At 68.3% G+C, this 23,279-nt stretch carries 18 protein-coding genes and 1 riboswitch; of the genes, 9 read left to right on the top strand and 9 right to left on the bottom strand.

Annotated features, from left to right (window positions below; all coding sequences use genetic code 11):
• Positions 1 to 16 precede the first annotated feature (16 nt).
• Positions 17 to 1,147, bottom strand: a complete 1,131-nt coding sequence (locus AC1C2U_RS05300) for an N-formylglutamate amidohydrolase (protein WP_495360652.1) — start codon at positions 1,145 to 1,147, stop codon at positions 17 to 19.
• A 208-nt stretch (positions 1,148 to 1,355) separates the two neighbouring features.
• On the opposite strand from AC1C2U_RS05300, the gene AC1C2U_RS05295 reads away from it, so the two are divergent.
• Positions 1,356 to 3,119: a VWA domain-containing protein gene (locus tag AC1C2U_RS05295; protein WP_495360651.1), complete on the top strand. Its 1,764-nt coding sequence runs from the start codon at positions 1,356 to 1,358 to the stop codon at positions 3,117 to 3,119.
• Positions 3,120 to 3,263: 144 nt separating this feature from the next.
• On the opposite strand, the gene AC1C2U_RS05290 is transcribed toward AC1C2U_RS05295, so the two are convergent.
• The 7 genes from AC1C2U_RS05290 to AC1C2U_RS05260 form a co-directional block, all read right to left on the bottom strand.
• A complete protein-coding gene (locus AC1C2U_RS05290; RefSeq protein ID WP_495360845.1) occupies positions 3,264 to 4,721 on the bottom strand; it encodes a DHA2 family efflux MFS transporter permease subunit in 1,458 nt (485 codons plus the stop codon).
• Between the two features lie 238 nt (positions 4,722 to 4,959).
• The gene (locus AC1C2U_RS05285) at positions 4,960 to 5,127 is read right to left on the bottom strand and encodes a hypothetical protein (protein ID WP_495360650.1); all 168 of its coding nucleotides are present in this window, start codon (positions 5,125 to 5,127) and stop codon (positions 4,960 to 4,962) included.
• Positions 5,124 to 6,269, bottom strand: coding sequence for a cysteine desulfurase family protein (locus tag AC1C2U_RS05280; RefSeq protein WP_495360649.1), 1,146 nt, complete (start codon positions 6,267 to 6,269; stop codon positions 5,124 to 5,126). The genes AC1C2U_RS05285 and AC1C2U_RS05280 overlap by 4 nt, the downstream gene beginning before the upstream one ends.
• Positions 6,266 to 7,177: a carboxylating nicotinate-nucleotide diphosphorylase gene (gene nadC / locus AC1C2U_RS05275; RefSeq protein ID WP_495360648.1), complete on the bottom strand. Its 912-nt coding sequence runs from the start codon at positions 7,175 to 7,177 to the stop codon at positions 6,266 to 6,268. The genes AC1C2U_RS05280 and nadC overlap by 4 nt, the downstream gene beginning before the upstream one ends.
• On the bottom strand, positions 7,177 to 8,823 hold the full coding sequence (nadB, locus tag AC1C2U_RS05270; RefSeq protein WP_495360647.1) for an L-aspartate oxidase: 1,647 nt from the start codon (positions 8,821 to 8,823) through the stop codon (positions 7,177 to 7,179). The genes nadC and nadB overlap by 1 nt, the downstream gene beginning before the upstream one ends.
• Before the next feature lies 1 nt (position 8,824).
• Entirely contained in the window at positions 8,825 to 10,342 is a 1,518-nt protein-coding gene (gene nadA, locus AC1C2U_RS05265; protein WP_495360646.1) for a quinolinate synthase NadA, read from the bottom strand.
• Positions 10,339 to 11,055 (bottom strand): NUDIX hydrolase, encoded by a 717-nt coding sequence (locus tag AC1C2U_RS05260; protein ID WP_495360645.1) that lies wholly within the window; start codon positions 11,053 to 11,055, stop codon positions 10,339 to 10,341. The genes nadA and AC1C2U_RS05260 overlap by 4 nt, the downstream gene beginning before the upstream one ends.
• A gap of 197 nt (positions 11,056 to 11,252) precedes the next feature.
• A riboswitch (glycine riboswitch) is annotated at positions 11,253 to 11,371 on the top strand.
• Positions 11,372 to 11,617: 246 nt separating this feature from the next.
• Between AC1C2U_RS05260 and gcvT the strand changes: the two genes are divergently transcribed.
• The 4 genes from gcvT to AC1C2U_RS05240 all read left to right on the top strand — a co-directional run bounded on the left by gcvT (position 11,618) and on the right by AC1C2U_RS05240 (position 16,848).
• Complete coding sequence (gene gcvT, locus AC1C2U_RS05255) at positions 11,618 to 12,820, top strand: glycine cleavage system aminomethyltransferase GcvT (protein ID WP_495360844.1); 1,203 nt, start codon at positions 11,618 to 11,620, stop codon at positions 12,818 to 12,820.
• A gap of 82 nt (positions 12,821 to 12,902) precedes the next feature.
• Positions 12,903 to 13,274 (top strand): glycine cleavage system protein GcvH, encoded by a 372-nt coding sequence (gene gcvH / locus AC1C2U_RS05250; protein WP_495360644.1) that lies wholly within the window; start codon positions 12,903 to 12,905, stop codon positions 13,272 to 13,274.
• A gap of 8 nt (positions 13,275 to 13,282) precedes the next feature.
• Positions 13,283 to 16,201: an aminomethyl-transferring glycine dehydrogenase gene (gene gcvP, locus AC1C2U_RS05245; RefSeq protein WP_495360643.1), complete on the top strand. Its 2,919-nt coding sequence runs from the start codon at positions 13,283 to 13,285 to the stop codon at positions 16,199 to 16,201.
• Positions 16,202 to 16,341: 140 nt separating this feature from the next.
• Complete coding sequence (locus tag AC1C2U_RS05240) at positions 16,342 to 16,848, top strand: hypothetical protein (RefSeq protein WP_495360642.1); 507 nt, start codon at positions 16,342 to 16,344, stop codon at positions 16,846 to 16,848.
• Here the strand turns inward: AC1C2U_RS05240 and AC1C2U_RS05235 are convergent.
• Entirely contained in the window at positions 16,794 to 17,558 is a 765-nt protein-coding gene (locus AC1C2U_RS05235) for a CPBP family intramembrane glutamic endopeptidase (protein WP_495360641.1), read from the bottom strand. The two genes, AC1C2U_RS05240 and AC1C2U_RS05235, sit on opposite strands and share 55 nt — an antisense overlap.
• Before the next feature lie 207 nt (positions 17,559 to 17,765).
• Between AC1C2U_RS05235 and AC1C2U_RS05230 the strand changes: the two genes are divergently transcribed.
• The 4 genes from AC1C2U_RS05230 to AC1C2U_RS05215 all read left to right on the top strand — a co-directional run bounded on the left by AC1C2U_RS05230 (position 17,766) and on the right by AC1C2U_RS05215 (position 23,214).
• On the top strand, positions 17,766 to 19,388 hold the full coding sequence (locus AC1C2U_RS05230) for a peptide ABC transporter substrate-binding protein (protein WP_495360640.1): 1,623 nt from the start codon (positions 17,766 to 17,768) through the stop codon (positions 19,386 to 19,388).
• Positions 19,389 to 19,575: 187 nt separating this feature from the next.
• A complete protein-coding gene (locus tag AC1C2U_RS05225) occupies positions 19,576 to 20,505 on the top strand; it encodes an ABC transporter permease (RefSeq protein ID WP_495360639.1) in 930 nt (309 codons plus the stop codon).
• Entirely contained in the window at positions 20,495 to 21,448 is a 954-nt protein-coding gene (locus AC1C2U_RS05220) for an ABC transporter permease (protein WP_495360638.1), read from the top strand. The genes AC1C2U_RS05225 and AC1C2U_RS05220 overlap by 11 nt, the downstream gene beginning before the upstream one ends.
• A complete protein-coding gene (locus AC1C2U_RS05215; RefSeq protein ID WP_495360637.1) occupies positions 21,445 to 23,214 on the top strand; it encodes a dipeptide ABC transporter ATP-binding protein in 1,770 nt (589 codons plus the stop codon). Before AC1C2U_RS05220 ends, AC1C2U_RS05215 begins: the two co-directional genes overlap by 4 nt.
• The last annotated feature ends 65 nt before the right edge of the window (positions 23,215 to 23,279 follow it).

The raw sequence follows: 23,279 nt of genomic DNA, 5'->3' as shown, positions 1-23,279 counted from the left end.
TGCCGGTGGCGGGAAGTCAGTCGCGCGATGCGATGAGGCCAGGCCGCACGTCATCGAACATCGCCATGCAGGCATGGGCGATGGCGTCGACCCGATCCGCGTCGGGCTCGATCCACCCCGTGCCGGGTCGCATGAGCACACGGGTGTTCGCGTCGCCGAGCAGGAACTCGCGCCGGAACTCGGCCTGCACCGCCGAGAGCACGACGCCCGCGGCATCCGCTCGCCCGGCGACGTCGCCGAAGCGGCGGCCGGCCGCGATGATCTCGTAGCTGCCAAGATATGGCTGGTTGGGGGCGACCGCATCGGGCGCGTCGACATCGAACGCGCGGCGAGCGGCATCCGCGAGGCGGCGAAGCAGATCGGGGCGCATCGTCACGGGGGAGTCGCCGATGGGGTCGCCGTGGTGATCGCCGCGGTTCGACAGGGCGACGACGTCGGGCAAACGCGCCTCGGGTGCGCGCTCGACGGAGATCGCGCCATCGCGGGTCGTCGTGTGGTTCATCGTGTCGTGGAAGGCCAACATCGTGAACGCGGTCGGTGAGCCCGGCGCGGCGAGCGCGAAAGCCCGCTGCTGGAAACGCTCGATCAGTTCGTCGCGTGCGAGCTCGTAGACGCCGAGCCCGCGCTCGGCGACCTCGGAGAACTGGTCGACGAGCTCGTGCAATTCGGTCGCCGATTGCGGCACACGCAGCAACGGGAAGAACGAGAAGGTGACCGGGCGGATCGCGTCGACGCCTGTGAGATCGACGGGATTCCAGGCGCCCGCGGCGCGCACTCGAGCGAACGCCTCCGTGAGAGTGGCGGCGAGGTCGGCCGGTTTCTCGCGGTTGGGGTCGCGCACCATACGCGGATGCGGATTCTCGACGACCACGATGCGCGGGTCGATCTCGGCCCACCGCCGCACGATCGGGCTCGTCGAGCAGTCGGTGTAGTCGAACTGCAGGCGCCGGGTGAACCCGGGCGCGAGGAACGCCGCGAGCTCCTCTGGGATCGCTGCGCCCGCGTGCGGGGCGGTGACGAGCACGTCGGCGCGGGCGATCGCCTCATCGAGCTTCACGCCGTCTTCGCCCTTGCCCGCGAAGTGGGTGATGTCGTCCCTCGTGAAGACAGTTCCGGCGGGGATCAGCAGCGGCATTGCGGCATCCATGTTTCCGACCCTAGACCCGGCGCCTGAACGGGGTGGCGGGGCGATGGCGGGTCGGTGTCGAGTCGCTGTCGGTTCACGGCCGGCTGTGAAGAAGACGAGTGAAGTTCGCTTACTGGGACTCGTCGCCTACACTAAACGCAATCCTTCCCCGAGAGGGGAACCCGAACTAAGGATTCGACGGGCCCCGACCCGTCGGCTTGGAGTGTCCGTGGGGCGTCATACTGTCGCGGCACCGGTGAAGATGCCGGACCGCAAGCTCATTCTGTCGATCATCGGTGCCGTCGTAGTGGTCGGCGTCGTCGCGTCAGGGGTGTTCCTCTGGGTCGGCGGCTACCTGAACCCGATCTTCGCTTCGGCCGAGGCCGGCTGCGCCGAGACCGACGAGATCGTCGTCGTCGCCGACACGTCGATCGCGCCCGCACTCACCGATCTCGCTGCAGCGTTCGACGAGGGCTCGAAATTGTGCGCCACCACCGAGATCGTCGCCCAAGACTCAGCCGACACCGCCGCGATCGTCGCGACCGGCAGTTCGGATGCCGACGCCTGGGTGCCCGAGTCGACCGTGTGGCTCGATCGCATGAACGCGACTGCGACCTCGCTCGGGCAGAGCACGCCCGAAGTGGACGTCCGCGAATCGGTGGCGTCCTCGCCGGTCGTGTTCGCCGGCGCCGCGGCGAAAGCCACCGAACTCGCGGCCGAGCCGGTGAGCTGGGCACGAGTGCTCGGCGGCACTTTGCCGACGATCCTGCCCGACCCCGAGGCATCCGCTGCGAGCCTTGCGGGCCTTCTCGCTCTGCGCGGCCACTCCTCACCAGACGACCCGCGACAGTTCGCCGGTGCCATGATCGAGCTCGGCAAGTCGATCCCGGCGTCGACCAGTGCGGCATTCGGCGCGCTGAGTGCGAGCGGGCAACCCGCCGTCGTCGTCGCGAGCGAGGCGCAAGTGGCCGCGTACAACCTCGACGACCCGGCAGAGGGGCTCGTCGCCGCCTACCCGGTCGACGGTACGGTCGCTCTCGACTACCCGTTCGTGCGACTCGGGGCAGCGGCTGCGGCGACCTCCGACGAATCAGCAGACGCCGACGAGGACTCGGCCGACGCAGACGCCGATGCAGGTACCGACGCCGACGCAGGTACCGACGCGGGCACGGCATCGCGCGCCGAGCTGATCGACGCGTTCGAGGCAGCGGTGCGCGAGGGCGCGAAGACCCTCGCAGCAGCTGGATTCCGCGCGCCCGACGGATCCGGTGAGCTCGATATCGCCGGTATCGGTGCGGACTCGCCCCCGGTGGCAGCCGCGCTCGACGGCGCCGCGCAGCTCGAGATCCTCCGCGCCTGGAGCGTGCTGACGCTCCGCTCGCGCATGCTCGCCGTCATCGACGTCTCGGGGTCGATGGAGGAGCCCGCCGAGAACGGACTCCGCCGCATCGACATCTTCCAGCAGGCCGCCGTCGGCGCGATGCAGAAGTTCTCGGGCGAGGTCGAGCTCGGCGTCTGGGTGTTCTCGACGGCGCGCAACGGCGACCTCGACTACGAAGACCTCTCCCCGATCGCTCCGCTCGGTGATGCAGCGCACATGCAGCAGATCGCCGGCGTCATCCAATCGCTGCCCGACAGGCTCGGCGGTGCCACGGGCCTCTACGACACGACCCTCGCGGCGGTACAGCGGGTGCGGGAGACGTACGACCCCGAGAAGGTCAATTCGGTGCTGCTCTTCACCGACGGCAAGAACGAAGACGAGAACGGCATCGACATCGATACCCTGCTCGCCGAGCTCGCGAAGATCGACGACCCGAAGAAGCCGGTGCCAGTCATCATGATCGGCTTCGGCCCCGACACCGACCTCGCGGCGATGCAGCGCATCGCGCAGGCCACGAAGGGCGCCGCCTACTCGGCGTCGAAGCCCGAAGACCTCGGCATCGTGCTCGTCGACGCACTCTCGCAGCGCAGCTGCCGGCCGAACTGCGGCTGAGCCGCCAGAGCCGAGGAGTGCATGACGAAGGGCCCGGCATTGTGAGCTGGTCCCCTGGATTCAGAACTGATTTCTCAGTCCAACTCCAGGGGAGCAGTTCATTGCCGGGCCCTTCGTTCGTTGTGCTTGCGGGTAGCGTCGTCGCTAGTGCGCGACGGGCGCACCTTCCATCATGTCTGCGGGCTTGCGCACGAAGAACGCACCGACGATGGCCGCGAGCGAGAGGATCGCACCGACGAGGAACGCGGACCGAACGCCCGATGCCGCGGCAGCCTCGGCCGTCACCCCCGTCGCGGCGCTGGTCAGGGACTGCGCCGCCATGATCGTGATGAAGAGGGCGGTACCGGCAGCACCGGCCACCTGCTGCACCGTGCCGACGATCGCGGACCCGTGCGAGTAGAGGCGTGGCTCGACGGAGCCGAGCGCCGAGGTGAAGAGCGGCGTGAACATGAACGCGAGGCCTGCTGAGAGCACCACGTGCGCGATCAGCAGCAGCCAGGGCGACGTCTGGTCGGTCACGAGGGTGAGCGACCAGAGCGCAGCGCTGACCACGATCGAGCCGGGCACGAGGAGCGGAGTCGGCCCGAGCCGGTCGAAGAGGCGCCCGACGACTGGTCCGAGCAGACCCATGGTGAGTCCGCCCGGCAGCAGCAGGAGCCCGGTCGTGATCGGCTCGAGGTGCAGCACGTTCTGAAGGTAGATCGGCAGCAGGATGATGGTGCCGAAGAGTGCCGCCATCATGATCGTCATGAGGCCCACGGAGATCGCGAAGTTGCCCGATCGGAACGTACGCAGGTCGAGCAGCGCCCGATCGTCGGACTGCAGCGCGATCTGACGCCAGATGAACGCGGCGATGCCGAGGGCGCCCACGATGAGCGCGATCCACATCGGCGCAGCGCCGAGGACGCTGCCGTCGGTCTCGGCACCGATGAGGCTCAGCCCGTAGACGACGCCACCGAAGCCGAACGCCGAGAGCACGACCGAGAAGACGTCGATCGGGATCACCCGCGGCTCGCTGACGTTCTCGACGCGGCGCATGCCGATGACGAGCATGACGAGCGCTATCGGCAGCACGAGCCAGAACATGAACCGCCACGAGAGGGAGTTCAGGATGAGCCCCGAGATGGTCGGGCCGATGGCGGGTGCGACCGACATCACGATCGAGACCCGGCCCATGAGCCGCCCGCGATCACTCGGCGCAACGAGAGTCATGAGCGTCGTCATGAGCAACGGCATCATGATCGCGGTGCCGCTCGCCTGCACCACGCGGGCGAGGAGGAGCACTTCGAAGCCCGGTGCGAGGGCGGCGATGAGCGTGCCGACCGAGAACAGGCTCATCGCCGTGATGAAGATCGGTCGAGTCGCGAAGCGCTGCAGCAGGAAGCCCGTGATCGGAATCACGATGGCCATGGTCAGCATGAACGCGGTGGAGAGCCACTGGGCGGCGGAGATGGAGATGTCGAGGTCGTCGACGAGCTGCGGGATCGCCACGCCCATGATCGTCTCGTTGAGGATGACGACGAAGGAAGCCGCGAGCAGCAGCCAGATCACTCGGTTGTTGCGGGCGCCGTGCAGCGCCTCGACATCGGAGTGTTCATGCATCGGGGCGTCGCCTGCTGAGGCGACGCCGGGGTCACGGAGTTCGGGAACGGCTCGTTCGGTCAAGGAAAAATGCGTCCAATCAATTTGGCGCAGAGCTGCGCCAGGGAGAGCGTCGAATAGGTGAGTCAACCCGCGAAGGGTCACGCGATATTCCCCGATTCCGACATCGATCGGAACTTATGGAACTGCGCTCAGTCGATGAATCGAATCCGCTGGGGAATTGTAGTCGTGGGGTGGGTTACGGAGCCGGGGCCGGACCGTCGGTCGGGGTCGGCTCGGGGAGCCAGCCCTTCAGCAGCTGCTCTTCGGGCGCGAGCTCTGCACCGACATCGGCGCCGAGATCGGCATCGGCGACTCCGCTGTTGAGCTCGTCGTCGCCTGCAGGGGTCGGAATCGAATTGCTCATGACTCCACGATAGCGCGCACCGCCGACACTGCACGGGCGACGGATGCCACGGCATCCGTCACATCATCCGTCGTCGTCTCGGCGCCGAGCGTGAACCGAACCGCCGTCTGCGCGAGTTCGGCCGGCACCCCGATCGCCGTGAGCACGTGCGAGGGTTCATCGCTGCCGGCCGCGCACGCCGAACCGCTGGAGCAGATCACGCCCGCGCGCTCGAGCTCGAGCAGCACCGCCTCGCCGCTCGTGCCGGGGAAGACGAAGGACACCGTGCCCGGGAGCCGGCGCACGGGGTCTCCGGTGAGGCGTGCACCGGCCACCGTCGCGGCGACGCCGGCGCTGAGCACCGCGCCGAGACGGCCGACGCGCGCCGCGGCATCCGCTCGCTCGGCCTCGGCGAGGCGCAATGCAGTCGCAAAGGCGACCGCGCCCGCGACGTTCTCGGTGCCCGAGCGTCGCCCTCGTTCCTGCCCGCCGCCGTGCAGCACAGCCTCGAGCGGGAGCCGGCCCCGCACGATGAGTGCGCCCGTGCCCTTCGGAGCACCGACCTTGTGGCCCGCGAGCGAGAGGGCATCGACGCCGAGATCATCGATGTCGAGCGGGAGCCAGCCGGCCGCCTGCACCGCGTCGGTGTGCATCAGCGCGCCTGCCGCGTGCGCCAGCTCGGCGAGCCGGGCGATCGGCTGCACGGTGCCGATCTCGTTGTTGGCCAGCTGCGCGGAGACGAGCGTCGTGTCAGGGCGGAGGACCCGGGCGAGCGCCTCAATCTCGACCACACCCCCGGCATCGACGGCGACCTCCGACACCTCGAAGCCGTGCAACCGCGCGAGAGCGGCGGCCGACTCGAGCACCGCCTCATGCTCGATCGGCGAGATGACGATGTGCCGGCCTCGCGGGTTCGCCAGCGCGAGCCCCTTCACTGCGAGGTTGTCGGCCTCGGTGCCGCCGCTCGTGAACACGACGTCTCCGGGCCGGCAGCCGATCACCGAGGCGACCTCGGCGCGCGCACCGGCGAGCGCCCGGGCCGCTTCGTCACCGAGGCCGTGCCGGCTCGACGGATTGCCGAACGCCACCGAGAGGTAGGGCCACATCGCCTCGAGCGCCTCCCGGCGCACCGGTGTGGTCGCAGCGTGGTCGAGGAAGATCATCTCTCCACCGCTGTCTCGCCCACCGCTGTTTCGCCCACCGCTGTTTCGCCAACCGCTGTCTCGACCACCACGTCAAGGCCGAGGTCGAGCGAGCGCACCGAGTGCGTGAGCGCGCCCACCGAGATCACGTCGACGCCGGTCGCCGCGATCGCGCGCACCGACTCGAGCGTCACTCCGCCGGATGCCTCGACGATCGCGCGTCCGGCGATGAGCGCGACGCCCGCCCGCAGTTCGTCGGGCGAGAAGTTGTCAAGCATGACGGTGTCGGCCCCGCCGGCGAGTACCGCTTCGACCTGATCGATCCGGTCGACCTCGACCTCGAGGTGCGCGGTGTGCGGCATCCGCTCGCGCGCGGCCCGCAGGGCGGTCGCGAGGTCGTGGCCGCCCGCCCTGAGCACCGCGAGGTGGTTGTCCTTCGCCATGACCGCGTCGGAGAGGGAGCGCCGGTGGTTGCGCCCGCCGCCGTCGCGCACCGCCTGGCGTTCGAGGCTGCGCAGCCCCGGCGTGGTCTTGCGAGTGTCGACGATACGGGCGCGAGTGCCCGCGGTCTCGGCGACGTAATAGGCCGTCTGGGTCGCGATGCCCGACATCCGCTGCACGAAGTTCAGCCCGATGCGTTCGGCACGCAGGATGCCGCGCGCCGGCCCGCTGACGCGCGCGAGCACCGCACCGGCGGTGAAGGCGTCGCCGTCGGTCGCGAGTGCCTCCACCACGACGGTCGGGTCGATCAGGCGAAAGGCCGACGCGAACACGTCGATGCCGCTGAGCACGCCCGGCTCACGCGCAACGAGTTCCGCGGTCGCCGTCGCCTCGGCGGGAATGAGCGTCTCGGAGGTCAGGTCGCCCCACGGGGCATCCTCGTCGAGCGCAGTGCCGACGATGCGGTCGATCTCTCGTGCGTCGGTCATCAGGCGGCCTCTCGGTCGAGTGTCGTCGGGATGGGGTGCTCGCGGGCGGCGCCGGGTGCTCCGGCGGCGCCGGGTGCTCCGGTGTCGTCGGTGCGGAAGTGGGCGCCGCTGCTCACGCGCCGTGCTCGAGCGGCTTGGGCAGTCAGCCGTGCAAGGTCGAGCAGGTTGCGATCCTCGGCGCTGCAGCGGTCGCGCGGTTCAGGGGCGCGCCACGCACCGAGCCGAGCGGATGCCTCGCCGAGCCCCGCCTCGTCGCGCTCCAGCCCGACGTGCTGCCACATGAGCACCCGCAGTTGCTCGCGATCGAAGTCTGCGCGTGCCGCCGAGGCTCCGGCGTCCGAGTGATCGTCGCGCACAACTCCGGAGGACTCGAGCCTTGCACCGTGTGTCGGTGTTCGGGGCGAGGCGAGTCGCGTCGCATCTCCGGAGTTGTGCACACGAGACGCCGCGTGCGCGGACTCGTGCGCGAACGCGCTGGCCGACTCGTTGCCGATCGCCCGTACAGCGCGCTCGGCGAACACCGCCGCCTCGAGCAACGAGTTCGAGGCGAGCCGGTTCGCACCGTGCACACCCGTGCGAGCCACCTCGCCGACCGCGAAGAGGCCTGGCAGGCTCGTGCGGCCGTCGAGATCGGTCACGATGCCGCCCATCGCATAGTGCGCGGCAGGCGTCACCGGCACCGACTCGCGAGACCAGTCGAAGCCTGCGGCGCGCACGACCGCGTCGAGCCCGGGGAAGCGACGCGCGAGTGTCTGGCCGTCGAGCATCGTCGCGTCGAGCAGTACCGGAGTGCCGCCCTGCTCGAGCGAACGCCGCCACACTGCGCGCGCCACGATGTCGCGGGGAGCCAGCTCACCGCGCGGGTCGACATCGAACATGAATCGGCGCCCCTGCGCATCGCGCAGCACTGCTCCCTCGCCGCGCACGGCTTCGGAGATGAGCGGCGTACCGGGGGCTGCGAGAGCGGTGGGATGGAACTGGGTGAACTCGAGGTCGGCGACGACCGCGCCCGCACGCCAAGCGGCAGCGACGCCGTCGCCGGTCGCCACGGCCGGGTTCGTCGTATGCCGGTAGAGGCATCCATTGCCGCCGGTGGCCAGCACGATCGCATCGGCGCGACGCGCGACGATGGTTCCGGATGCCTCGAGCAGCCGTGCACCCACAGCGCGGCCGCCCTCGACGACGAGGTCGACGAGCATCGCCTTCTCATCGATCCGCACGGCGCGGCGCCGCACGGTGTCGACGAGCGCCCGTTCGATCGCGGCGCCGGTGGCGTCGCCGCCCGCGTGCAGGATCCGGGCCCGGGAGTGCGCGGCCTCGAGGCCGCGCTCGAGGCCGGACTCGTCGCGGTCGAACGCCACCCCGAATCGGATCAGGTCGCGCACCCGCTCGGGGCCCTCGTCGACCAGCACGCGCACCGCGGCCGGATCGGCGAGGCCGGCGCCGGCCTCGATCGTGTCGGCGTAGTGCCGTTCAGCCGAATCGTCGGGGAAGAGCGCCGCGGCGATGCCGCCCTGCGCGTAGCGGGTGTTGCCCTCGGCGAGATCGGCCTTCGTGACGAGCTCGACGGCGTGCCCCGCGTCGGCGGCTCTGACCGCGGTCCAGAGTCCCGCGATGCCGCCGCCGATCACGAGCACGTGCGCCATGTCAGGCCACGTTCTCGCTGGTCGAGGGGTGGGCGCCGGCGAGCGTGTCAGGACTTCCGGTGGGGGTCTCGATACGCTCCTTCGTCGCTACTCGACCAGCAGTGGTGGGGGTCTCGATACGCTCATTCGTCGCTACTCGACCAGCAGTGGTGGGGGTCTCGATACGCTCCTTCGTCGCTACTCGACCAGCAGTGGTGGGGGTCGCCGCGAGCATGCGTTCGAGCGCGAGACGCGCCGGGTCGGCGACGTCCCCGGCGACGGTGATGCGGTTGACGATGCGGCCCGCGACGAGTTCTTCGAGCACCCAGGCGAGATAGCCCGGGTGGATGCGGTACATCGTGGAGCATGGGCACACGACCGGGTCGAGGCAGAAGATCGTGTGCTGCGGGTACTCCGCCGCGAGCCGCTGCACGAGGTTGATCTCGGTGCCGATCGCGAACGTCGAGCCTGCCGGTGCCGCCTGGATCGCCTTCACGATGAAGTCGGTCGAGCCCGCGGCATCCGCTGCGTCGACGACCGGCATCGGGCACTCGGGGTGCACGATGACTTGCACGCCGGGGTGCGATACGCGAGCCGCGGCGATCTGTTCGACGGTGAACCGCTTGTGCACAGAGCAGAAGCCATGCCAGAGGATTACGCGGGCGTCGTCGAGCTCGGCTGCGCTGTTGCCGCCGAGCGCCTTGCGCGGATTCCACATCGGCATCTGCTCGAGCGGCACCCCCATCGCCTTCGCGGTGTTGCGGCCGAGGTGCTGGTCGGGGAAGAACAGCACCCGCCGTCCACGTTCGAACGCCCACTCCAGCACGGTGCGAGCATTCGACGAGGTGCAGACGATGCCGCCGTGGCGACCCACGAAGCCTTTGAGCGCGGCGCTCGAGTTCATGTAGGTCACGGGGATGACCGGCACGCGGCCGTCGGTGTCGACCGCGTCGAGGTTGCCGTAGATCTGCTCGAGTTGCTCCCAGCACTCCTCGACGCTCGACTCGTCGGCCATGTCGGCCATCGAGCAGCCAGCGGCGAGGTTCGGCAGGATCACGGCCTGCTCGGGGCGTGAAAGCAGGTCGGCGGTCTCGGCCATGAAGTGAACGCCGCAGAAGACGATGGCCTCGGCATCGGGCCGATCGAGCGCCGCATTCGCGAGCTGGAACGAGTCGCCCGTGAAGTCGGCGTGCTCGATGACCTCGTCGCGCTGGTAGAAGTGGCCGAGCACGACGACCCGGTCGCCGAGGGTCGCCTTCGCAGCGCGGATGCGAGCGTGCAGCTCGTCGTTCGACGCGGCGCGGTATGCCTCGGGCAGCGCGCCCTGACGGGGTGAGCCGGTCGGAATCACGTCGCCCATCGACGAGCCGGGGCCGTACCCCGCCGGCCCCTGGTCGAACGTCCACGGGCCGTTCGCGAGATCGGGGGCGCACGTCTCGCCCACGGCCGAGCCTGCGGTGATCAGCCGGATGGTGCGGTCGACGGATGCCGCGGCGCGAGTGTCGCCGCCGGTGCGCGTGTCGTCGATGGAGATGGTCATGATGCGGGTCGCTCCCTCATGAATGGTTCGGTTCGCGTGAACGGTTCGACGGCCCCGGCCGTGATGGCGGATGGGTCGTAGCTGTAGAGCTTCGGGGGGCGGTGCGGAGCACCGGCCAGTCGTTCGCCGGTCTCGCGCAGTCGACCGGACGCGATCATCGTGCGCCGGAAGTTCGCTGGATCGAGCGGGCGCTGCAGCACGGCCTCGTACACCTCGCGCAGCTCGGCGAGGGTGAAGGTCTCGCCGAGGAACGCATGAGCGATCTCGGCGTACTCGACCTTCGTGCGCAGGCGCCAGAGCGCGTACTCGACGATGCGGTTGTGGTCGAACGCGAGCCTCGGCGGGGTGTCGGCCGGCACCCAGCGCACGTTCGGCCCTGCCGTCGCGCGCGCGGCCTCGTCGCTCTGCACGAGCGCCCAGTAGACGACCGAGACCACGCGGATGCCGGGGGAGCGGTCGACTTCGCCGAACGTGTAGAGCTGCTCGAGGTACTTGGGCGCGAGGCCCGTGGTCAACCGCAGGGTGCGCGCGGCGGCGGCTTCGAGTTCTTCGTTCGGAGGCAACCAGCCACCGGGCAGCGCCCAGAGGCCGAGCTGCGGCTCGCGCGTGCGGCGCACGAGCGGGGTCCAGAGCACCGGCCGACCGGTGTGATCCGGGCGCAATGCGAAGATCACCGTCGAGACGGCGAGGCGCGTCGGCGCGTCCGGTTGCATTCCGGGAGCCTGCGGCATCCGTACCTCCTCCGGTCTTCGGGTCATTCTGACTCGAACTCCACGTGGTCAGCTTACAGTCAGTTCGACTCGAACACCGCCCGTGCGCCGCGGGCCTCGCCCCCTGTCGTCCGGCCGATGCTCGACGCGGCAGGCCGGCCCCGCTGCTAAGATCGCCGTACAATCTCATACCGGGCCATCGACGCGTCGCGGGAGAGCCGGGCAGTTCAGTCAACGCAGTGCGCTGACGCAACTCCGCCGGCACCGAAGGAGCAAGCCTCCCCGCCAATCTCTCAGGTCAATACACCGCGATGACGAGGCCGCTCTGAAAAGTGCTCCGTACGGAGCACGGAGCAGATCGAGCAGCGACGCCGAAGGCGACGCGTATCGAGAGCTTCGTGCGAACACGGGCCGCCCACGGTGAAAGCGCAAAACCCGCGTGAAACTCTCAGGCTCATGACAGAGGGGGAGTTCCCACACGGCAAGCTACCGCGACCGTGACAACGCCGGCGACCGCCGGCACGTCTGGAGAACTCTCGTGACCAACGACCCCGGTACCACCAGCATCGAACAGCCGAACCCTGGGCAGCCGAGCCCTGGGCAGTCGAGTTCTGGGCAGCCGAGCCCCGAGCGGCTCAGCCCCCTCGATGCCGTGCACCGCGCTGCGGGCGCGAGCTTCACCGACTTCGCCGGCTGGCAGATGCCGGTGCGCTACTCGAGCGACCTCGCCGAGCACCACGCTGTGCGGCAGCATGCGGGCCTCTTCGACCTCTCCCACATGGGCGAGATCGTGCTCATCGGTCCCGAGGCCGCGGCTGCACTCGATCACGCTCTCGCCGGCAAGCTCTCGGCGATCGAGATCGGCCAGGCCAAGTACTCGCTGCTGCTCGACGACGACGGCGGCATCATCGACGACCTCGTCGTCTACCGCACGGGCGACGACCGCTACATGGTCGTCGCGAATGCCTCGAACGCGGACGTCGTCGCCGACGAGCTCCGCACCCGGGCTGCGGGCTTCGACACGATCATCGAGAACGAGAGCGACGACATCGCCCTCATCGCGATCCAGGGGCCTGACGCACGCGCCGTCCTGCTCGAGACGCCCGGCTTCGGCGTCGAAGGGCCGGGCAACGACGAAGAGGACTTCGACGCGAAGCTCGAAGCCCTCAAGTACTACCGTGCATTCCCCGCGACCTTCGAGGGCGAGCCCGTGCTCGTCGCCCGCACCGGCTACACGGGTGAAGACGGCTTCGAGCTCTACCTCGCCCCTGAGCGGGCCACTCACCTCTGGGAGGCGCTCGCCGAGACCGGCGGCCCGCGCGTCACCCCGTGCGGCCTCGCGAGCCGCGACACGCTCCGCCTCGAAGCGGGCATGCCGCTCTACGGCCACGAGCTCAGCCGCGACATCCTGCCGGTGCAGGCCGGCCTCGGCCGGGTCGTCTCACTCGGCAAGCCCGACGACTTCGTCGGCCGCGCCGCCATCGAGCAGGGCCCTGCAGCGGATGCCCCGGTGCTCGTCGGTCTCGCCGCCGAGGGCCGTCGTGCGGCCCGTGCCGACTACGAGGTGTTCGACGGCGAGGGCGCCTCCGCCACTCGTGTCGGCGTCGTCACGAGCGGGGCGCTGTCGCCGACGCTCGGCCACCCGATCGCGATGGCCTTCGTCGCCCCTGACGCCGCCGAAGCCGGACGCGAACTCTTCGTCGACGTGCGCGGCACGCGCGTCGCGGCATCCGTCGTCGCCCTGCCCTTCTACAAGCGCACCGCCTGACCTCGAGTTGCCCGACTCCGTACATATTCGGGCAACTCGGATGATTCGAACGAAACGTACAATCCACCGCGAGGAGCACCCCATGACCGACCAGACCGCACTGCACTACACCGAAGAACACGAGTGGATCGCGCTCGACGGCGACGTCGCAACGATCGGCATCACCGACTACGCCGCCGACAAGCTCGGCGACGTCGTCTTCGTCGAACTGCCCGCGGCGGGCACGACCGTGACCGAGGGCACCGTCGTCGGCGAGATCGAGTCGACGAAGTCGGTCGGCGAGCTGTTCGCCCCCGTCAGCGGTGAGGTCGTCGAGGCGAACCAGGCCGTCGTCGACTCGCCCGAACTCGTCAACAGCGACCCGTTCGGCGAGGGTTGGCTCATCAAGGTGAACGCCTCGAGCCTTCGGAAGTTCCTCACGCACGACGAGTACCGCGCACTGGTCGGAGAGTAACGAATCACATGAGCACCCCCACCTCCTCAGCCTTCGACCTCGACGCGTTCGGCCGCCGCCACATCGGCACGAGCCCGAGCGACCACGGGCTCATGCTCGCCGAACTCGGCTACGACTCCCTCGACGCTCTCATGGCCGCCGCGGTGCCCACGTCGATCCGTATGGGGGAGGTGCTGAACTCGGCGATCCCGCCCGCCGCAACCGAGCGCGAGGCCCTCGCGGAGCTCGCGGCGCTCGCAGAGCAGAACACCGTGCGCACGTCGATGATCGGCCTCGGCTACTTCGGCACGATCACGCCGTCGGTGATTCAGCGCAACGTGCTCGAGAACCCGAGCTGGTACACCGCCTACACCCCGTACCAGCCCGAGATCTCGCAGGGACGGCTCGAGGCGCTCATCAACTTCCAGACGATGGTGACCGACCTCACGGGCCTCGACACGGCGAACGCGTCGATGCTCGACGAGGGCACCGCGGTCGTCGAGGGGATGCTCCTCGCCCGCCGCGCCTCGAAGTCGACCTCGAATCGCTTCGTCGTCGACGCTGACACGCTGCCCCAGACGCACGCGCTCCTCGAGTCCCGCGCGAAGGCGGTCGGCATCGAGCTCGTCGTCGCACCGCTCGCAGACCTCGCCCGCATCGGCGACGACGGCCCGAGCCTCGAGAGCCTCGGCGAGCACTTCGGCCTCTTCGTGCAGTACCCGGGCGCTTCGGGCCGCGTGTGGAACCCGGCATCCGTCATCGCAACCTCGAAAGCGCAGGGCGGTCTCGTCGTCGTCGCCGCCGACCTGCTCGCGCTCGCACTCATCACGAGCCCGGGCGAGCTCGGCGCCGATGTCGCAGTGGGCACCACGCAGCGCTTCGGCGTGCCCATGGGCTTCGGCGGACCGCACGCAGGCTACATGGCCGTGCGCAAGGGCCTCGAACGCCAGCTCCCCGGTCGCCTCGTCGGCGTCTCGAAAGACGCCGTCGGCGCGCCCGCGTACCGGCTCACCCTGCAGGCCCGCGAGCAGCACATCCGCCGCGAGAAGGCGACCTCGAACATCTGCACCGCGCAGGTGCTGCTCGCCGTCATGGCGTCGATGTACGCCGTGTACCACGGGCCCCGGGGCATCCGTCACATCGCGGTGTCGACGGCGGCGAAGGCGACCGCGCTCGCCGAGGTGCTCACCGGCTACGGACTGACGCTCGCGAACGACGACTACTTCGACACGATCCGGGTGCACGTGCCCGGGCTCGCCCGCAACATCGTCGAGCGCGCCCGAAAGCTCGGCGTGAACGTGTGGGAGGCCGATGAGGCGACCGTGCACGTCGCCGTCGACGAGACGACCACCGAGGCGGAGCTCTCCCTCGTCGCGCAGGCGTTCGGGCTGCCCGAGCGCACCGAGGTCGCGATCGACACCGCAATCGCGCCTGCCGTCGCGAGCGGCGAGCTGCGCCGCACGAGCGGCTACCTCGAGCACCCCGTCTTCAACACGCATCACTCCGAGACGCAGATGATGCGGTACCTGAAGACCCTCGCCGATCGCGACTATGCGCTCGATCGAGGCATGATCCCGCTCGGCTCGTGCACCATGAAGCTCAACGCGGCCACCGAGATGCAGTCGGTGACCTGGCCCGAATTCGCGAACCTGCACCCCTTCGCCCCCGAGGCCGATGTCGTCGGCACCCTCGGGCTCATCGAGCAGCTCGAGAGCTGGCTCGCCGAGGTCACGGGCTACGACACCGTGTCGTTGCAGCCGAACGCCGGCAGCCAGGGCGAGCTCGCCGGCCTCCTCGCGATCCGGGGCTTCCACGAGGCGAACGGCGAGGCCGACCGCGACCTCTGTCTCATCCCCTCGAGCGCGCACGGCACGAACGCGGCATCCGCGGTGCTCGCCGGCATGCGCGTCGTGGTGGTCGCGTGCGACGAGCTCGGCAACGTCGACCTCGCCGACCTGCGAGCGAAGATCGCCGAGCACGCCGACCGCATCGCCGCGCTCATGATCACCTACCCGTCGACCCACGGCGTCTACGAGCACGAGGTGAAGCAGATCACCCAGGCCGTGCACGACGCCGGTGGCCAGGTCTACGTCGACGGCGCGAATCTCAACGCCCTGCTCGGCTACTCGCGCTTCGGTGACTTCGGCGGCGATGTCTCGCACCTGAACCTGCACAAGACGTTCTGCATCCCGCACGGCGGCGGCGGTCCGGGCGTCGGCCCGGTCGCCGCGAAGGCGCACCTCGCGCCCTACCTGCCCGGGCACCCGATGGCGCAGCGCGCCGACCACTCGGGCGGCGTCACGCACGACGGTGGCCCCGTCTCGGCGGCGCCGTACGGCAGCCCATCGATCCTGCCGATCTCGTGGGCGTACGTGCGCATGATGGGCTCCGAGGGGCTGAAGCAGGCCACCGCGTCGGCGGTGCTCGCGGCGAACTTCGTCGCCTCTCGCCTGCGCGAGCACTTCCCGGTGCTCTACACGGGCGACAACGGACTCGTCGCGCACGAGTGCATCCTCGACCTGCGGCCGCTCACGGCGGCGACGGGCGTGACGGTCGACGACGTGGCCAAGCGCCTCGTCGACTACGGCTTCCATGCGCCGACGATGTCGTTCCCGGTCGCGGGCACGCTCATGGTCGAGCCCACCGAGTCGGAAGACCTGGCCGAGCTCGAGCGCTTCGTCGAGGCGATGGTGCTCATCAAGGCCGAGGCCGATGCGGTCGCGGGCGGGCAGTGGCCGGCCGACGACAACCCGCTCGTGAACGCGCCGCACACCGCCGAGTCGGTCATCGCAGGGGAGTGGACGCACCCGTACACCCGCGAGCAGGCGGTCTACCCTGTGCACGCACTCGTACGGAACAAGTACTGGGCTCCGGTGCGACGTATCGACCAGGCCTACGGCGACCGCAACCTCGTGTGCGCCTGCCCGCCGGTCGAGGCGTTCGCGTAGCGGACGCCTCGAGGGAAATGCAGCGGCGACTCTTTTCGCCGGTTGCAGTCACGGCGTTCGCGTGTCGAGGGTTGAGACACCCCTGTACCCGAGTGAACCTCAGGTCTACACTGAGGTTCACTCGCACGTTGGGGGTGCTCATGTCATCGATCGATCTCCTCGCCCTCCTGTCCGCTGTCGGCTTCGTCGGCGCGTTCGTCGGATGCTCGGTCGCGGCCTCGCGCATCTTCGGCCTCGAGCAGCGCGCCGGCCTCGTCGAGCGGCGCGATCCCGGCATGGCCGAGGCGCTCCGCCGCGGCGAATCGTTCGGCGACCTCGCACGCGCCGGGCTCTACGGCGGTGAGGGCTTCTCCGCGGTCTGCACGCCGACCCGGCGCAGCAGCCTCGACATGGCGCGCGTGCGCGGCACGGACTCCGACTTGCGGGTCGAGCCGGCCGAGGAAGTGCTGCCGCCCATGCCCGCAACGGTCATCGCACTCGCGCGGAGCGAGCACATGCCGCAGACGCCGCGCCGGCGGCATCCGTCATCGCCCGTTCATGCACCGATGCCGTCGCCGGCCCCGTCGACCCCTTCACCCGGTCGGTCGCCGGATCAGCTCGTCGACGCTGCGAAGAACGCGGGCCACCACGCCACGGCGACCGGATAGCCGACGAAGGACACGACGTCGAGGATCCAGTGCGCGATGACGAGCGGCATCGTGCGCCCCCACCGCTGATAGCACCAGCCGAAGACGACGCCCATCGCGACGTTCCCGAAGAACGGCCCGATGCCCTGGTACAGATGGTAGGTGCCGCGGAGCAGGGCGCTCGAGACGATCGTCGCCCATGGGCCGACGCCGAGTTCCTTGAATCGGGTGAAGAGGTATCCGACAACGATGATCTCTTCCGTGAGGGCCGCCTCGAGCGCCCGAAGCACGAGGATCGGCACGGTCCACCACAGCCAATCGGCCGGTGAGGCCTCCACGGCGACCGTGAGACCGAGGGCACGGCCGAGAGCGTACAGTGCGAGCCCCGGCACGCCGATCGCGACCACCAGCAGCACTCCGGATGCCGCGTCACGACCCGGTCTCGTGAGGTCGAGGCCGATGCGCCGGAACGGGTTCGTGCCGGGTTGCCACAGGAGGTAGAGCACAAGAGCGACGGCGAAGACGCCGAAGAAGACGTCGAGGAACTGGTAGGTGAAATCGAGCCACTCGCGCGGTGCTCGTGACGGGTTCAGGGCGACCGATTGTTCGCCGAGCGGCCTCTCGGCGGTGAGCTTCGCGACGATCGAGACGATCGAATAGACTGCGGATGCCCCGAGCGACAACCCGAGCACGATGGCGACCTCAAGCCGTAGTCGTCGTGCAGAAGACATGTGGCAATCTTCGCATGAAGGGTCGTGACGCAAGAATCGTGCGAAGAGATGACGAATTCCGGCGAGGTGCGTGTCGCTAGGTTGCGCGTCGGTAACGGTTTGCCCATCTGGTTTGCTTCGGGGTGACCGGGTTCATAGTCTCGATCTACCAGCGCTCCAGCGCGGCCACGAGCCGTGCTGCCGTCGCACATCTCATCAGGAGGAACATTGAAGATCAAGAGAATCGGCGTAGCCGCCATTGCTCTTGCTGCCGCCGGCGCATTGACGCTGTCGGGCTGCACGAGCGGCGGCGCTGACCCGTCGGCACCCGCGGGCGACGCCACAGCGATCATCACGACCAACGGGAACGAGCCCCAGAACCCGCTGATCCCCACCAACACCAACGAGGTCGGTGGCGGCAAGATCCTCGACGCGACGTTCGCGGGCCTCGTCTACTACGACGCCAAGGGTGCTGCTCACAACGACGTCGCCGACGAGATCACGACCGACGACGCGCAGAACTACACGATCACGCTGAAGGCCGACCAGACCTTCTCCGACGGCTCGCCCGTCACGGCGAACTCCTTCGTCGACGCGTGGAACTACGGCGCCGACACGGCCAACGAGCAGCTCTCGCAGTACTTCTTCGAGTCGATCGAGGGCTTCAGCTACGACGAGTCCGTGCCCGAGCTCCCGGGCCTCGTGGTCGTCGATGACACGACCTTCACGGTCGCGCTGAGCCAGCCCGAGTCGGACTTCCCGCTGCGTCTCGGTTACTCGGCCTTCTACCCGCTGCCCGAGTCGGCGTTCGAAGACCTCGCGGCCTTCGGCGAGAACCCCGTCGGCAACGGCCCGTACATGCTCGACGGCGAAGGCGCCTGGAAGCACAACGAGAAGATCGACCTCGTCGTGAACCCCGACTACGACGGCCCCCGCAAGGCGGTCAACGGTGGTCTGAGCATCATCTTCTACGCCTCGCAGGATGCCGCGTACGCCGACCTCCAGGGCGGCAACCTCGACGTGCTCGACGCGATTCCCGACTCGGCTCTCGAGACCTTCGAAGACGAGTTCGCCGACCGCTCGGTCACCCAGGCCGCTGCGATCTTCCAGTCGTTCACGATCCCGGCGCGCCTGCCGCACTTCTCGGGTGAAGAGGGCAGCCTCCGCCGCCAGGCGATCTCGCACGCGATCAACCGTGAAGAGATCACCGACGTGATCTTCGCCGGCACCCGTACCCCGGCGCACGACTTCACGTCGCCGGTCATCGACGGCTACTCGGAAGACATCCCGGGTGCCGAGGTGCTCGACTACGACCCCGAAGAGGCGAAGACACTGTGGGCTCAGGCCGACGCCATCGCCCCCTGGGACGGCACCTTCAAGATCGCCTACAACGCCGACGGCGGCCACCAGGCCTGGGTCGACGCTGTGTCGAACAACCTGAAGAACAACCTCGGCATCGACGCTTCGGGCGACCCGTACCCGACGTTCGCCGAGGCTCGCACGAAGATCACCGACCGCACCATCCAGACGGCATTCCGTTCGGGATGGCAGGCGGACTACCCGGCGCTCTTCAACTTCCTCGGCCCGCTCTACGGAACGGGTGCAGGCTCCAACGACGGCGACTACTCGAACCCCGAGTTCGACGCGCTGCTGAGCGAGGGCCTCGCGGAGACCGATGTCGCCGCCGCCAACGAGAAATTCCAGGCCGGTCAGGAGATCCTGTTCCAGGAGCTTCCGGTCATCCCGCTGTGGTACGCCACGGTCAACGGCGCATGGAGCGAACTGGTCAACGACGTCGAGTTCGGCTGGAACTCGGTGCCGCTGTACAACCAGATCACCAAGAGCGAGTAATTCTCGATCGAGGACGCCTCGGGGTTAGACTCTGAGGCGCCCGTGGGGCGGCAGCCGAGCAGGCTGCCGCCCCACTCCCACGTATCCCCGGTGTTCGTCTGATCGGCGTAACATCGTGGAGTCGAACTCGCACAACGGTGAGGTTTCTTTCAACATGTCCACATTCGCAGATTGCAGGGCCTGATCCATGGCCGGCTATATCCTGCGCCGATTGCTGCAGGCGATCCCTGTCCTGCTCGGCACCACGTTCCTGATCTATTTCATGGTCTTCGCCATGCCCGGCGACCCGATCGTCGCGCTGTTCGGCGACAAGACTCCGCCGCAGTCCGTCATCGACTCCCTGCGCGAGCGGTACCACCTCGACCAGCCGTTCATCATCCAGTACTTCATCTTCCTCGGCAACATCTTCAAGGGCGACCTCGGCGTCTCGTTCTCGGGCCAGCCCGTCTCCGAGATCCTGATGGCCACGTTCCCCGTCACGCTCCGGCTCGCGGCGATGGCCGTGTTCTTCGAGATGGTCGCCGGCATCACCATCGGCCTCGTGTCCGGCCTCCGCAAGGGCGGCATCTTCGACGCGAGCGCGCTCGTCGTGAGCCTCATCCTCATCTCGCTGCCGATCTTCGTGCTCGCGTTCGTGATGCAGTGGTTCTTCGGCATCTATCTGGGGTGGTTCAGAACCACGGTCGGTACAGGCGCGCCAACGCAAGACTTGATATTGCCCGCCATAGTCTTGGCCACCATCAGCTTCGCCCAGATCGTTCGACTGACGAGGGCGTCGGTCATCGATACAGATGGGCAGGACTTCGTTCGCACCGCCGCGAGCAAGGGTCTCTCCCGTCGGCGCATCGTTCCCGTGCACATCCTGCGCAACTCGCTCATCCCCGTGGTGACCTACCTCGCCGTCGACTTCGGCACGCTCATGGTCGGCGCCACAGTCACCGAGGGCATCTTCAACGTGCCGGGAGTCGGCCGCACGCTCTATCAGGCGATCATCCGAGGTGAGGGACCGACCGTCGTCTCCTTCGTGACGATCATGGTGCTGATCTACCTCGTGGTGAACCTGCTGGTAGATCTCCTCTACGCCGTTCTCGACCCGAGGATCCGTTATGCAAAGTAACACCAGACCAGACCAGCAGCACTTCGTCGCTCCGCTCGAGGAGACGCCGCTCGTCGGCATCGACGTGGTCAAGGCCGAGGGCAAGCCCTCCAACCTCTGGACCGATGCCTGGAACGACGTGCGCAAACGCCCGATGTTCTGGATCTCCTCAGTGCTGATCCTCCTCGTGGTCGTCGTCGCACTCTTCCCCGGCCTGTTCACGCAGACGCCGCCGAACAACGACTGCCTCCTCGCGAACAGCAACGCCGGCCCGGCCGAGGGCCACCCGCTCGGCTTCACGAAGCAGGGCTGCGACATCTATTCGCGAATCATCCACGGTACGTCGACGTCGCTGGCCGTCGGCCTCATCGTGACGTTCCTCGTCGCCCTGTTCGGCGTCGTGTTCGGTGCCTTCGCGGGCTTTTACGGTGGGTGGCTCGACTCGGTGCTCTCGCGCCTGGGCGACATCTTCTTCTCGATCCCCTACATCCTCGCGGCCGTCGTCATCATGTCGGTGTTCTCGGGATATCGGAACGTGTGGGTGATCTCACTCGCCATCGGATTGTTCGCCTGGCCCGCTACAGCACGTGTGCTGCGTGCCGAGATCCTCCGCGTGAAGAATGCCGACTTCGTCATGGCATCGACGGCGCTCGGCGTCTCGCGGTTGCGGATCCTTGTGCGTCACGTGCTGCCGAACTCGATCGCGCCCGTCATCGTGATCACGACGATCTCGCTCGCATCGGCGATCGTTGCAGAAGCGACGCTGTCGTTCCTCGGAGTCGGCCTGCCGACCGACATCATGTCGTGGGGCAACGACATCAGCCAGGCGCAGACGTCGTTGCGCACCGCGCCCCAGACGTTGATCCTTCCTTCGATCGCGCTGTCGGTCACCGTGCTGAGCTTCATCATGCTCGGCGAGGTCGTGCGTGATGCGCTCGATCCGAAGGCGAGGGCACAGCGATGAGCGAGACTTCGAACGGATCGAACGTGCAATCAGAACGCGCCGCAGGCGCCGAACGCCCGCTCCTCGAGATCAAAGATCTGCAGGTCGGGTTCAACACCCAAGACGGCATCGTCAAGGCCGTCGACGGCGTGAACATCACCCTCTATCGCGGGCAGAGCCTCGCGATCGTGGGGGAGTCGGGTTCCGGCAAGTCGACGACCGCGCACGCGATCATCAACCTGCTCCCCGGCACCGGTCACGTTTCCGGCGGTCAGATCCTGCTCGACGGCCAAGACCTGACGAAGGCCACGCCGCGAGACATGGAGGCGATCCGCGGCCGGAAGGTCGGCTTCGTCCCACAAGACCCGATGTCGAACCTCAACCCCGTGTGGTCGATCGGCTTCCAGGTCGAAGAGGCCATCAAGGCCAATGGCATCGCGACCGGTCGCAAAGAGGTCAAGAAGCGGGCCATCGAGGTGCTGAAAGAGGCCGGTCTCGGTGACGCAGACCGCCGCATGAAGCAGTTCCCGCACCAGTTCTCGGGCGGCATGCGCCAGCGCGTGCTCATCGGCATGGGCCTTGCGGCCAACCCGCAGCTGCTCATCGCCGACGAGCCGACGTCGGCTCTCGACGTCACGGTGCAACGGGTCATCCTCGACCACCTCGGGTCGCTGACCCGCGAACTCGGCACGACCCTGCTGTTCATCACGCACGACCTCGGCCTTGCAGCCGAGCGCGCCGAGCAGCTCGTGGTCATGTACAAGGGAAAGGTCGTCGAGTCCGGTCCGTCGGTCGACATCCTGCAGGACCCGCAGCACCCGTACACGCAGCGACTCGTCGCGGCGGCACCGAGCCTCGCCTCGCGCCGTATCCAGGCATCAGGATCGTTCGCGGCGGCAGAGTCCGCGATGGTCGAGGGTGCAGCGTCTGCCGCGGGCGACACGATCGACCTGATCGCCACTGCCGAGGCTCGTGCCGAGGCGCTCGCGGCCGCTCCGCCCGCACCGCCGGCGATCGTGGTGGAAGATCTCACGAAGGTCTTCAAGATCCGCGGCTCGGGCTCATTCACCGCGGTCGACAATGTGTCGTTCCAGATCGCCAAGGGCACCACCACGGCGCTCGTCGGCGAGTCCGGCTCGGGCAAGTCGACCGTTGCGAAGATGCTGCTGAAGCTCGAAGACACCACGAGCGGCAAGATCGTCGTCGGCGGGCACGACCTCGCGAGCGTCACCGGCAAAGAGCTGTTCGACCTTCGCAGCCGCATGCAGCCGGTCTTCCAGGACCCGTACGGTTCGCTGAACCCGCTGCGCAACATCGGCAACACCATCGCCGAACCGTTGTTCACGCACAAGGTCGGTTCGAAGGACTCTCGACGCGAGCGGGTGTACGAGCTGCTGGATCAGGTGTCGCTGCCGCGCACGCTCATCAGCCGTTACCCGAACGAGCTCTCGGGCGGCCAGCGTCAGCGCATCGCGATCGCGCGTGCGCTCGCGTTGAAACCCGAGATCGTCGTGCTCGACGAAGCAGTCTCGGCGCTCGACGTGCTCGTGCAGGCTCAGATCCTGCGCCTGCTCGCCGACCTGCAGGCAGAGCTCGGGCTGACGTACCTCTTCATCACGCACGACCTCGCGGTCGTGCGGGTCATCGCAGACAACGTCTGCGTGATGCAGAAGGGCAAGATCGTCGAAGCAGCGACCACCGACGAGGTGTTCGACCACCCGCAGGAGCAGTACACGAAGGATCTCCTCGCGGCGATCCCGGGTGCAAACATCGAGCTCGGCGCATAGTAGGCAGTTCCGGCATACGCACAACGCGAGCGCCCGGCATCCGTACCCACTGATGCCGGGCGTTC

The sequence above is a fragment of the Agromyces sp. Y575 genome, from assembly GCF_059445445.1.
Note: the sequence above shows the minus strand (reverse complement) of the source record. Positions and strands in the feature narration are given on the sequence as shown.